Origin of the sequence: Achromobacter aegrifaciens (assembly GCF_902859965.1) — a bacterium.
Classification (GTDB): Bacteria; Pseudomonadota; Gammaproteobacteria; order Burkholderiales; family Burkholderiaceae_B; genus Achromobacter; species Achromobacter aegrifaciens.
Genome location: NZ_CADIKO010000002.1, coordinates 844861 through 856407, shown reverse-complemented (window position 1 = coordinate 856407; position 11547 = coordinate 844861). Strand labels below are relative to the sequence as shown.

General features: G+C 65.5%; 9 protein-coding genes. 4 read left to right on the top strand and 5 right to left on the bottom strand.

The features are described from left to right. The first annotated feature begins 4 nt into the window (after nt 1-4). On the top strand, nt 5-712 hold the full coding sequence (locus HV793_RS15125; protein WP_119451598.1) for an ABC transporter ATP-binding protein: 708 nt from the start codon (nt 5-7) through the stop codon (nt 710-712). 57 nt (nt 713-769) lie between these two features. Here HV793_RS15125 and HV793_RS15120 read toward each other — a convergent pair whose 3' ends face one another. The 4 genes from HV793_RS15120 to HV793_RS15105 form a co-directional block, all read right to left on the bottom strand. Beyond that, nucleotides 770-1840, bottom strand: coding sequence for a porin (locus tag HV793_RS15120; RefSeq protein WP_054454050.1), 1071 nt, complete (start codon nt 1838-1840; stop codon nt 770-772). 334 nt (nt 1841-2174) lie between these two features. Next, nucleotides 2175-3476, bottom strand: coding sequence for a TRAP transporter large permease (locus HV793_RS15115; RefSeq protein ID WP_119451596.1), 1302 nt, complete (start codon nt 3474-3476; stop codon nt 2175-2177). After that, the gene (locus HV793_RS15110) at nt 3469-3969 is read right to left on the bottom strand and encodes a TRAP transporter small permease (protein ID WP_042793698.1); all 501 of its coding nucleotides are present in this window, start codon (nt 3967-3969) and stop codon (nt 3469-3471) included. The genes HV793_RS15115 and HV793_RS15110 overlap by 8 nt, the downstream gene beginning before the upstream one ends. 7 nt (nt 3970-3976) lie before the next feature. Continuing rightward, nucleotides 3977-4951: a TRAP transporter substrate-binding protein gene (locus HV793_RS15105; protein ID WP_054454053.1), complete on the bottom strand. Its 975-nt coding sequence runs from the start codon at nt 4949-4951 to the stop codon at nt 3977-3979. 271 nt (nt 4952-5222) lie between these two features. On the opposite strand from HV793_RS15105, the gene nudC reads away from it, so the two are divergent. The 3 genes from nudC to HV793_RS15090 all read left to right on the top strand — a co-directional run bounded on the left by nudC (nt 5223) and on the right by HV793_RS15090 (nt 10326). Then, the gene (nudC, locus tag HV793_RS15100; protein ID WP_119451595.1) at nt 5223-5993 is read left to right on the top strand and encodes an NAD(+) diphosphatase; all 771 of its coding nucleotides are present in this window, start codon (nt 5223-5225) and stop codon (nt 5991-5993) included. 139 nt (nt 5994-6132) lie between these two features. Further along, a complete protein-coding gene (locus HV793_RS15095; RefSeq protein ID WP_119451594.1) occupies nt 6133-6642 on the top strand; it encodes a winged helix DNA-binding protein in 510 nt (169 codons plus the stop codon). 60 nt (nt 6643-6702) lie between these two features. Beyond that, complete coding sequence (locus tag HV793_RS15090) at nt 6703-10326, top strand: hydantoinase B/oxoprolinase family protein (RefSeq protein ID WP_175213452.1); 3624 nt, start codon at nt 6703-6705, stop codon at nt 10324-10326. Nucleotides 10327-10399: 73 nt separating this feature from the next. Here HV793_RS15090 and HV793_RS15085 read toward each other — a convergent pair whose 3' ends face one another. Then, nucleotides 10400-11434: a C45 family autoproteolytic acyltransferase/hydrolase gene (locus HV793_RS15085; protein ID WP_175213451.1), complete on the bottom strand. Its 1035-nt coding sequence runs from the start codon at nt 11432-11434 to the stop codon at nt 10400-10402. Nucleotides 11435-11547: the final 113 nt, after the last annotated feature.

Here is an 11547-nt window from a genome sequence, read left to right as displayed (position 1 = left end):
TGCGATGCTGAAAGTGGAAGACCTGAGCGTGGCCTACGGCGGCGTGCAGGCGGTGCGCGGCTTGTCGCTGGAGGTCAGGCCGGGCGAAATCGCTGCGCTGCTGGGCGCCAACGGCGCGGGCAAATCCAGCACCCTGATGGCGATCGTCGGGTCGGTCAAGCCCAAGAGCGGCCGGGTAATTTTCGAAGGCCGGGACATCACTGGCACCCCGCCGGACAGGCTGGTGACCCAGGGCATTTCCATGATCCCCGAAGGCGCCCGCGTCTTTGCGCGCCAACCCGTGGAACAGAACCTGCGCCTGGGCGCCTATACGGTGCGCGATGAGCGCGTGTACGGGGAACGCCTGGAGCGGGTCTATGCCTTGTTCCCGCGCCTGAAGGAGCGTCGCACGCAACTGGCCGGAACCATGTCGGGCGGCGAGCGGCAGATGCTGGCTATCGGCCGCGCGCTGATGAGCGGGCCGCGCCTGCTCCTGATCGACGAGCCCAGCCTGGGCCTGTCGCCCCTGCTGGTGGAACAGGTATTCGACGCGTTGGCCGCCTTGAACCGCGACGACGGCCTGTCGGTCTTGCTGGTGGAGCAGAACATGGCCCAGGCGCTGGAAGTCGCGGCGCGCGCCTACGTGATGCAGAGCGGCAGGGTGGCGCTGTCGGGCGAAGCGGCGGAACTGGCAGCCTCGGATGAGGTGCGAAAGGCGTATCTGGGGATGTGAGGACGGGGGTGTGACGAAACCGCGCCGGACGCGCAAGGCGTCCGGCGCGGACTGCCATCAGAAGATGTGGCGGAAACCCACTGCGGCGCCGAGCTGGCTGGTCTTGCCGGCGATTTCGCCGCTGGCGGCATCGTTGACCTTGTTCCAGTCGACAGTGCCGTAGATCTGCGAGCGCTTGGACAGCGAGTACTCGGCCACGGCGACCAGCGCGTAGCGCTTGCCCTTGTCGCCATCTTCGACCACGTTCTTGCTCTGGTCGTAGTAGGCGGCGCCGGTGATGGCCCAGCGCGGCGTGGCCTGCCAGGTGACGCCGGCGAAGTAGCCGTTGTCCTTGCGATTCAGGCCGGGCGCCTGTTCGCCGCCCATGACGGCGTTGACCCAGCCGGTTTCGTCGCGGCCGTTGTAGTAGCCGGCGAAGACCTTGGCGGCTTCGAACTGGTAGGAGGCGTTCAGGTTCCAGACGCGCTGGCGCAGATCGGAATCCGTGCCGTCGTAGGTCTGCTGATAGGCAGCGCCCAGGCCCAGCTTGCCGACCGTGTAGCGCAGGCTGGCGCCATACTGCTGGCCGGCCTTATGGTCGTTGTAGTCGTCGCCGTTGGCCCAGGACAACACGAAAGCCAGGTCTCCGATGGTGTTGGAGTACTTGGTCATGTTGTTGGTGCGCACGCGCGACATGGCGGCGGGCAGCCAGGCGTTCTGGTCGTAGTTGCCCACGGTCAGCGGGTCGAAGTAGTCAGCCAGCAGGTCGAACATCGGGGTGTTCTGCAGACCCAGGGTCAGCGCGCCGATGTTGCCGCCGTCCAGCCCGATGTAGGCCAGGCGGCTGAACGTCTTGGACGGATCCGAGCCGCGGCCGTTCTGCATGTTGAAGCCGTTTTCCAGGCGGAAGAAGGCGCGGTTGCCGTCGCCCAGGTCTTCGGAGCCGCGCAGGCCCCAACGGCTGTTGGAGATGGCGCCGTTCTCCATCGACACGCGGCTGCCGTCTTGGCCGACGCTGCCGGCGCTGGTGCTCAGGTAGCGGATGCTGACGTCGGCGATGCCGTACAGGGTGACGCTGGTTTCGGCTTGGGCCGCGCCGGCGGCCAGGCCCAGGCTTGCAAGGGCGAGGGATAGGGTAATGCGTTTCATGCTGGGGGCTCCTCCTGGGTAGCGCTATTTTTTAGTGGCGCCGGGCTTTTGGCCCGGCTGTTTGCGCCTGGCGGATCGTCAGGCGCTGGGCCGTCGCACCGACGCTTACGGTAAGCGCGGGTCCGGGCGATGGCCGCATATGCACATATACGCTGTAATGTTGCAACGTAGCAGCGCCTGGGAATTCTAGAAAAACTGGGGCACGAACAACACCTGTTGTTTTTTGGAGTTTTCCCTGGTTTACAGGACGGCAAAACAGGGGGAGCGGGTAGGGCGCCAGCCCTGGCGAAAAAAAACCCCGTTTCAGAAACGGGGTTTTCCGGGTGACGTCGTCCTACAGCGTCATGTGCAGCGGCAGCCACGTCGCTATGCCAGGCACGGCATAGAGCAGCAGCACGGCCAGGATCATCAGGAAGAACATAGGCAGCGAGGCGCGCGCGATGTAGGGCAGCTCTTTGCCGCTCATGCCGGAAAGCACGAACAGGTTGAACCCGACCGGCGGCGTGATCTGTGCCATTTCTACAACGAACACGATGAAGATGCCGAACCAGATCAGGTCGATGCCGGCGGCCTGCACCGTGGGCAGCAGCACGCCCATGGTCAGCACGACGATGGAGATGCCGTCCAGGAAGCAGCCCAGGACGATGAAGAACACCATCAAGGCCATGATCAGCCCGAACTGCGACAGGCCCAGGCCTCCGATCCATTCGGCCAGCGCGCGCGGCAGGCCGATATAGCCCATGGCCAGCGTCAGGAACTGCGCGCCCGCCAGGATCAGCGCAATCATGCAGTACAGCCGGGTGGCGCCCAGCAGCGACTGCATGAAGGTGGAGCGGTTCAGCGATCCCTGCAGCGCCGAGAGGATCAGCGCACCCACCACGCCGACGGCCGCCGCTTCCGTGGCGGTGGCGATGCCGGTATAGATGGAACCCAGCACCGCGCCGATCAGGAGCATCACGGGGATCAGATGGCGCGAGCGCGACAGCTTCTCCAGCAACGTCAGGCCGGGGTCGGCCGCCGGAACCTGGCCGGGATTGCGGATCGCCCACCAGGCGATGTAGCCCATGAACAGCAAGGCCAGCAAGATTCCCGGCACGATGCCCGCGATGAACAGCTTTGCGATGGACACGTCCGCCGCCACGCCGTACACGATCATGATGATGGAAGGCGGGATCAGCAGGCCCAGCGTGCCGGCGCCCGACAGCGTGCCCAGGATCTTGTCCTCGGGGTAGCCGCGGCGCGTCAGTTCCGGGATGGTCATCTTGCCGACCGTGGCGCAGGTCGCCGCGGACGAGCCCGAGACCGCCGCGAAGATGGCGCAGCCGATCACATTGGTGTGCAGCAGCCGCCCGGGCAGGCGGTTGAGCCAGGGGGCGAGGCCCTTGAACAGGTCTTCCGACAGCCGAGTGCGGAACAGGATTTCGCCCATCCACAGGAAAAGCGGCAGGGCGGTCAGGGTCCAGCTGGACGACGCGCCCCAGATGGTGACGGCCATGGCATCGCCCGCGGGCCGGCTGGAGAAGATCTCCATGCCGATCCAGGCGGTGCCCGCCAGGGTCAGGCCGACCCAGACCCCGCAGCCCAGCAGCGCGAAGATCGAGACGACCAATAGGGTTATGACGAGTAGTTCATTCATGGGTTTGCTGCGAAGTGGCGGCGGCCAGGCCGCGTGAGCGTCGGATCAGCTCGTCGATCAGGGCGACCAGGAACAGCACCGTGCCCACGGCCATGCTGAGCTGGGGGATCCAGAGCGGCGTGGCGTCGTTGGACGTGGAGATGTCGTTGAACTGCCAGGAGTCGTAGGTCAGCTTGATGCTGAAGAACGCGAAGGCGGACGCCAGCAGGCAGCCGACCGCCAGGGCGAAGATATCCAGCTTGCGACCCGCGGCGGGCTTGAGCGAATTGAGCAGCAGCGTCACGCGGATGTGTTCGCCGTGCTTGAACGTACTGGCAAGGGCGAGAAACCCGGCGGCGGCCATGAAATACCCGGCATAGGCGTCCGTGCCGGGTATGTTCATGCTGAGCTGGCGCGCGATGATCGCGGCCAGCACCGACACCAGGACGCCGATCGTGCACAGGCCGGCCAGCAGGCCGGCCGCGCCGTAAAGACCATCTAGAAAGCGGCGCATGGAAATATCACTGCTTCTTGTAGGCGTCGATCATGGCCTGGCCGTCGGCGCCAGCCTTCTTCAGCCAGTCGTCCAGCATGCGCTTGCCGATCACGGACAGGCCTTCCTTCAGCTCAACCGTGGGCTGGATGGTTTCCATGCCGTTCTTGGCCAGTTCCGCCTGATACCACTTGTTCTTTTCCTGCGACAGCTTCCAGCCGCGTTCCTCGGCTTGCGCGCCAGCCTTCTTCAAGGCGGCTTGGGCCGCGGGGTCGAGCGCGTCGAACGCCTTCTTGTTGACGATGATGGCGTTCTTCGGCAGCCAGGCCTGGGTGTCGTAGAACTTCTTGATGTACTCGTAGGTCTTGGTGTCGTAGCCGGTCGACGCCGAGGACATGTAAGAATCGATCACCCCGGTGGCCATGGCCTGGGCCAATTCAGCCTGCTGCACCGTGACAGGCTGCGCGCCGACCAGTTCGGCGATCTTGGCCGTCACCGGGCTGTAGGCGCGCCACTTCAGGCCTTTCATGTCGCTGATCTGCTTGATGTCCTTGTTGGCGAAGATGCCCTGGGGCGGCCAGGCCACCGCGTACAGCAGCGTCATGCCGTGCGCGTTCAGCTTCTTTTCGAGGAAGGGCTTCTGCGCCTGGTAGAGCTTGAACGACGCGTCATAGCCGGTGGCCAGGAAGGGCAGGCCGTCCAGTTCGTAGATCGGGTCTTCGTTCGCAAAGTTGGTCAGCAGGATCTCGCCGATCTGCGCCTGGTTGCCTTGCACGGCGCGCTTGATCTCGGGCGCCTTGTACAGCGAGGCGTTGTTGTGCAGCGTGATCTTCAGCTTGCCCTCGGACAGCGTGTCCACGTCCTTGACGAAGGTGGTCAGGTTCTCGACGTGAAAGTTGCTGGCCGGGTAGGCCGTGGGCAGATCCCATTTGGTTTGGGCCTGTGCGCCTGCGCTGAACGCCAGGACGATGCTGCCGGCGAGCAGGGAGATTTTCTTGTGCATGGGTGGGTCCTTCTTTGCGAATGGTGAAGCCGGGTTGTGCCCGATAGGCATTGCGAAAAAGAGAGCGCCGCGGCGATGACGCGCAGCTGAAAAGCCGTGCCATTCTATGTTGCTATGCGGCGGCGGGGCGCGCGAAATCGCGTCTTTACGGGTTATTCCTAACAGGCGTGCGCACTGCCAATCATTGAGGGTTCAATCTTTGCGCAAACGCATTGCGGCAGCCGTTTTTCTTCTAACATTGCGCTATCGAAAGCGTGATGCCGAGGCATGTGTGAACTTCGTTTTTCGTCGTGATGAGTTGTTGGTGGAAGAGACTTCGGCCGTCCTGCCGGACACTGCATTGTGTGTACGGATAGGCGTGGCGGCCACGGCCCTGCAGCCGATCTGGACGCTGCCCGGTTCGCCGTACCGCACCGTGCACGTGGATCCGGGCGTGGAGCCGCCGCAAGGCTATGCGTTCAGGAAGCTGCGTTCGCTCTTTGGCGTACTGGATGACGAGCGCATGGCGCTGGCCGGACGCGCCTACCAGATCGCCGAATGGGCGCGCACGCACCGGTTCTGCGGCGTCTGCGGTACGCCGGCGGAGCGGGTGCCCACCGAATTCTGTCTGCGTTGCCCGTCCTGCGGTTTTTCGGCCTATCCGCGCATTTCGCCCGCCATGATGGTGCTGATCCGCAAGGGCGACAGCATCCTGCTGGCACGCCATACCACCACCGCGACCTCGCGCTATACCGCGCTGGCCGGCTTCGTCGAACCCGGCGAAAGCATCGAGCAGACCATCCACCGCGAGGTCCACGAGGAAGTCGGCCTGAAGGTCGGCAACCTGCAGTATTTCGGCAGCCAGTCCTGGCCGTTCCCGCATTCGCTCATGGTCGCGTTCACAGCGGACTACGTGTCCGGCGACATACGCGTGCAGGAAGACGAGATCGCCGATGCGCGCTGGTTCGGTCCCGGCGACCCCATGCCCGATATCGCGCCGCGGATTTCCATCGCGGGGTGGTTGATCCGGGCGAACCTGCCCATGGGCTGGTCGGCGCCTTAAGACGGCCTGTTTCGGCTGTAGTCCTGTAGGGGTATTCCCTTGAAAGAGGGGATTTCCGGCGTCTTGTTCGTATTTTTTATTGATGAAATATAGATAAATTATTAGTATTTCGTTCAGATAAACTCGGCTTGCGTCTTCCATGACCCCCACTTTGATTGCATCGTCGGCCCATTTGGCCGGCGGCAGCGCGCCCGACCTTTCCGAAGTGGAATTCGGTCTGATGATCGCCAGCCACGCCTTCGACCGCTGGACCGTGCGCTGCATGGCGGCGGCCGGGCTGCCCGACCTGACGCCCACCGACGTGATGGTCTTTCATCATGTCTATCACCGCGAGCGCCCCAAGAAACTGGCCGACATCTGCTTCACGCTGAATGTCGAGGACACGCACATCGTCAGCTACGCGCTGAAGAAACTCGACCGCCTGGGCGTGGTCAAGGGCGAGCGCAGCAGCAAGGAAGTGTTCTACAGCGTGACCCCGGAAGGCGCGGCCATACTCAAGCGCTATGCCGAGGTCCGCGAGCAATGCCTGACCGCCGGCCTGGACGCGCCGGGCGGGGGCGGGCTGGACTTCAGCCGCCAGCTGGCGCATACGCTGCGCGCGTTGTCCGGCCTGTACGACCAGGCGGCCCGCGCGGCGACCTCTCTCTGATTCCGTTTACCCGTGCGCGGCCGCAGGCGCCGCGGCGACCCTTTGTTTGCAAGGACAGCTATGAAGTGGCAATTCTGGATTGACCGTGGGGGTACCTTTACCGACATCGTGGCGCGTCGCCCCGACGGCACGACCACCACGGCCAAGATGCTCTCGGAAAACCCCGAGCAGTACCGCGACGCAGCCGTGGCCGGCATCCGCAAGTTGCTGGGTATCGCGCCCGGCCAGCCCGTGCCCGCCGACCAGGTCGAGTGCGTGAAGATGGGCACCACGGTGGCCACCAACGCCTTGCTGGAACGCAAGGGCGAGCGCACCTTGCTGGTCACGACGAAGGGGTTCCGCGACGGTCTGCGCATTGCCTACCAGAACCGTCCGCGCCTGTTCGACCGAAATGTCGTCCTGCCCGAGATGCTCTACGAGTCCGTGGTGGAAGCGGATGAGCGCGTGGCCGCCGACGGCGAGGTGATCCGCGAACTGGATCAGGAAGCGCTGCGCACAGCCATGCAGGCCGCCTACGACAGCGGCATCCGCGCCGTGGCCATCGTCTTCATGCACGCCTGGCATGCGCCCGAGCACGAACGCATCGCGGCCCGCATCGCGCGTGAAGTGGGCTTCCCGCAGGTGTCGGCCTCGCACGAGGTCAGCCCGCTGATCAAGTTCGTGTCGCGCGGCGACACCACGGTGGTGGACGCGTATCTGTCGCCCATCCTGAAGCGCTATGTGGACCAGGTGGCCGGCGAACTGCCGGGCATCCGCCTCATGTTCATGCAATCGAGCGGCGGCCTGACGGACGCGCATCGCTTCCGCGGCAAGGACGCCATTCTGTCGGGTCCCGCCGGCGGCATCGTCGGCATGGTGCGCACCAGCGAGATCGCGGGCTTTCCCAAGGTCATCGGCTTCGACATGGGCGGCACTTCCACCGACGTGTCGCATTACGCCGGCGAATTCGAACGCGAATTCGAGACCCAGGTGGCCGGCGTGCGCATGCGCGCGCCCATGATGAGCATCCACACCGTGGCGGCGGGCGGCGGCTCGATCCTGCATTTCGACGGCGCGCGTCTGCGCGTGGGTCCGGATTCAGCCGGCGCCAACCCGGGTCCCGCCTGCTACCGCCGCGGCGGCCCGCTGGCGGTGACGGACTGCAACGTCCTCCTGGGCAAGATCCAGCCCGACTTTTTCCCCAAGGTCTTCGGCCCCGAGGCCAATGAACCTCTGGACCGCGATGCGGTCGTGGCGCGCTTTACGGCCATGTCCGACGAAGTGCGCGCCGCCACTGGCCGCGAAATGAGTCCCGAACAGCTGGCCGAAGGCTTCCTGGAAATCGCCGTGGGCAACATGGCCGAGGCCATCAAGCGCATCTCGGTCCAGCGCGGCCACGACGTGACCGAGTACGCGCTGACGGTGTTCGGCGGCGCGGGCGGCCAGCATGCCTGCCTGGTCGCCGACGCGCTGGGCATGACCACGGTGTTCGCGCACCCGCTGGGCGGCGTGCTGTCGGCCTACGGCATGGGCCTGGCCGACCAGACCGACATGCGCCAGAAGACGGTCGAGAAGGTTCTCGATGCCGAACTGATGCTGGCATTGAAGGGCGAATTCGACGAGCTGGCCGGCCAGGCGGTCGGCGAACTGCGCCGCCAGCACGTGGCGGAAAGCGACATCAGCGTGCAGCGCCGCCTGCATCTGAAGTACCGCGGCACGGACACCTCGCTGGAAGTGGCGTACACGGACCTGGAACAGGCGCGCAAGGAATTCGAAGCGGCCTACCGCCTGCGCTATTCCTTCCTGATGCCCAACCGCGAACTGGTGGTGGAAACCATCTCGGTCGAAGCCACGGGCGGCGGCGAGCGCGTCGGCGACGCGTCCGCGGCGCGCGTGCGCGACGGCGCGCTGGCTCCCAGCCGCGTCGTCAGCATGTACAGCGGCGGCGCCTGGCGCGACACGCCCTTGTACGTGCGCGAGGACATGGCGGGCGGCGACGTGGTGGCGGGACCCGCCATCATTTCCGAACCCAACCAGACCACGGTGGTCGAGGCCGGCTGGCAGGCGGAACTCACGGCGCAGGACCACTTCGTGATCCGCCGCGTGGAAGCGCGTCCGGAGCGCCGCGCCATCGGCACGCAGGCCGATCCGGTCATGCTGGAGGTCTTCAACAACCTCTTCATGTCGATCGCAGAGCAGATGGGCTACCGCCTGCAGAACACGGCGTACTCGGTCAACATCAAGGAACGCCTGGACTTCTCTTGCGCGATCTTCGATGCGCAGGCCCGCCTGATCGCCAATGCCCCGCACATGCCGGTGCACCTTGGGTCCATGGGCGAGTCCGTGCGCACGGTCATGAACGCCAACGTCGGCAACATGCAGCCTGGCGACGCCTACGTGGTGAACGATCCGTACCACGGCGGCACGCACTTGCCCGATGTCACGGTCATCACCCCGGTGTTCGACCGCGATGGGCGGGAGATCCTGTTCTACGTCGGTTCGCGCGGCCACCATGCCGACATTGGCGGCACCACGCCGGGTTCCATGCCGCCGGATTCCAAGACGGTGGAAGACGAGGGCGTGCTCTTCACCAACTTCCAGCTGGTGAAGAACGGCGAGTTTCGCGAAGCCGCGGCGCGCGGCATCCTGGGCTCGGGCCGCTGGCCGGCCCGCAATCCGGACCAGAACATCGCCGACATGCACGCGCAGATCGCCGCCAATGAAAAGGGCGTGCAGGAGCTGCTGCGCATGTGCGACCACTTCGGCCTGGACGTGGTCCGGGCCTACATGGGGCACGTGCAGGACAACGCCGAGGAAGCGGTGCGCCGCGTGATCTCGGTGCTGAAGGACGGCAGCTACGAGTACCCGCTGGACAACGGCGCGGTGATCCGCGTGGCCGTTAAGGTGGACACCGAGGCGCGCAGCGCCGTGGTGGACTTCACCGGCACGTCCAACCAGCTGGACAACAACTTCAACGCTCCGGGCGCCATCGCCGTTGCGGCGGTGCTGTACGTGTTCCGCACCTTGGTCAATGACGATATTCCGCTGAACGACGGCTGCCTCGTGCCGCTGTCCATCATCCTGCCGGAAGGCTCGATGCTGCGTCCGAATCCGCCGGCCTCGGTGGTGGCGGGCAACGTGGAAACGTCCATGTGCATCGTCAACGCGTTGTATGGCGCGCTGGGCGTGCTGGCCGCAAGCCAGGGCACGATGAACAACTTCACGTTCGGCAACGCGCGTCATCAGTACTACGAGACCATCTCGGGCGGCACGGGCGCGGGCCCTGTGCGCATCGACGCGGCGGGTCCTCGCGATGAAGGTTTCGCCGGGACCTCGCTGGTGCAGGCGCACATGACCAACTCGCGGCTGACGGACCCCGAAGTGCTGGAGTTCCGTTTCCCGGTGCGTCTGGAATCCTACGAAATCCGCAAGGGCTCGGGCGGCGCCGGCCGCTACCCGGGCGGTGACGGCGGCGTGCGCCGCATCCGTTTCCTGGAGGACATGACGGCCGCCATCCTGTCGAACAACCGTCTGTATGCGCCGTTCGGCCTGGCGGGCGGGCAACCCGGCGCCATGGGACGCAACTCGGTCGAACGCGCCGACGGTTCGGTCCAGGAACTGGGTCCGCAAGACAGCGCACAGCTGCGTCCGGGCGATATCTTCGTCGTCGAAACCCCGGGAGGCGGCGGGTACGGGGCGGTGTAATCCGTCTGCACCGAAAGACAACGGCCGCGTCAGTGATGACGCGGCCGTTGTGTCGATGGGTCAGGCGGCAATCTCACTCCGTATCTGACATCACATCCAGCACGATCTCCGCTTTCGCCTTCCGGTCATACACCCGCAAGGTCACTTCGCTTTCCCCAATTTCAAAGACCGCCGTCGCCAGCGTGTTCTCGTCATCGGGATCATCCGGCGAGGTCCGCAGGATAGGCAGTTCGCCTTCGGTGTCGTGCAGCGCGGCGAGCAGATCCGCGCTGGCGGTCGCGCTGGACCAGCCGTCCACGATGCCCTCGATGCGGTTCTGTCGCGCCCGCGACGAGTCGGTGACGATCTGCGCGATGCCGCCCATGTCGGCATGCACCATGTGATTGGCATGGCCGTAGCGCGTGCCGATCTCCAGGATGGAAACCTCGCCCGGCGCCACTTCCGCGCTGAGCAGGCGGGCGTCGCCGGCCGCGCCCAGGGTGTGGTGAAAGCCGCCGGAGTGCGGTAGGTGCCGCAACAGGCCGAGCGCCTCGTCCAGCGTCGTGCAATCCAGCACCGCGCGCGCCATCAGCATGCGCGGCACGCCGGGATGCCGCTGCCGGATGCGCAGGTTGTTGATGGTCTGCACCAGTCCGGCGCGGTTGGCGCCGAAGGTATGGCCGGGCAGCGAGCCCGGATAGTAGAAGCTGAGGTAGCCGGGCGCGTCTTCCAGCGCCACGTCGACCAGATGGCAGCGCCCGCGCAGATAGGGATCGCCGTCCTCGTTGTGTGCGATCCAGCGCGTGCCGTCGGCCGCTTTCAGCGCGACGGACGTGCAGCCGTCGGTGGTGCTGTGCAGCAGGTCGCCGCGGCAGTTCCACAGCAGCACGTCCTCGATCGGCATGTGCAGGCCCTCGGCCATGCCTTCCAGTTCTTCCCAGATTGCTGGCAGCGCAGCTTGCGCCTGTTGCGCCAGCTCGTCGAGGAAGGCGTGGCCGCGCCATGGCCGCAGCGCGTCCCAGGTGCGGCTTTGGTCCAGGTAGGTCGCCATCAGGGGCCGCGCCAGCTTGCCCAGCGCGAGGCCCGTCTGACGCCGGTTTCCGGCAATGCGTACATGTTTGTAGGCCATGGGAATCCTCCGGGTGTCATGCGGATTGTAAATTTTCCGGCCGCTGCCGGGTGGGGACGTATGCGTTAAGATCGGCGGTAAGCCGTGCCGGAGACCCCGGCGCAGCCCAGGAA

Bases quoted from the DNA above. Each gene is read 5' to 3' on its own strand.
- HV793_RS15125 (WP_119451598.1), top strand. From the start codon at position 5: ATGCTGAAAGTGGAAGACCTGAGCGTGGCCTACGGCGGCGTGCAGGCG.
- HV793_RS15120 (WP_054454050.1), bottom strand. From the start codon at position 1,840: ATGAAACGCATTACCCTATCCCTCGCCCTTGCAAGCCTGGGCCTGGCC.
- HV793_RS15115 (WP_119451596.1), bottom strand. From the start codon at position 3,476: ATGAATGAACTACTCGTCATAACCCTATTGGTCGTCTCGATCTTCGCG.
- HV793_RS15110 (WP_042793698.1), bottom strand. From the start codon at position 3,969: ATGCGCCGCTTTCTAGATGGTCTTTACGGCGCGGCCGGCCTGCTGGCC.
- HV793_RS15105 (WP_054454053.1), bottom strand. From the start codon at position 4,951: ATGCACAAGAAAATCTCCCTGCTCGCCGGCAGCATCGTCCTGGCGTTC.
- HV793_RS15095 (WP_119451594.1), top strand. From the start codon at position 6,133: ATGACCCCCACTTTGATTGCATCGTCGGCCCATTTGGCCGGCGGCAGC.
- HV793_RS15090 (WP_175213452.1), top strand. From the start codon at position 6,703: ATGAAGTGGCAATTCTGGATTGACCGTGGGGGTACCTTTACCGACATC.
- HV793_RS15085 (WP_175213451.1), bottom strand. From the start codon at position 11,434: ATGGCCTACAAACATGTACGCATTGCCGGAAACCGGCGTCAGACGGGC.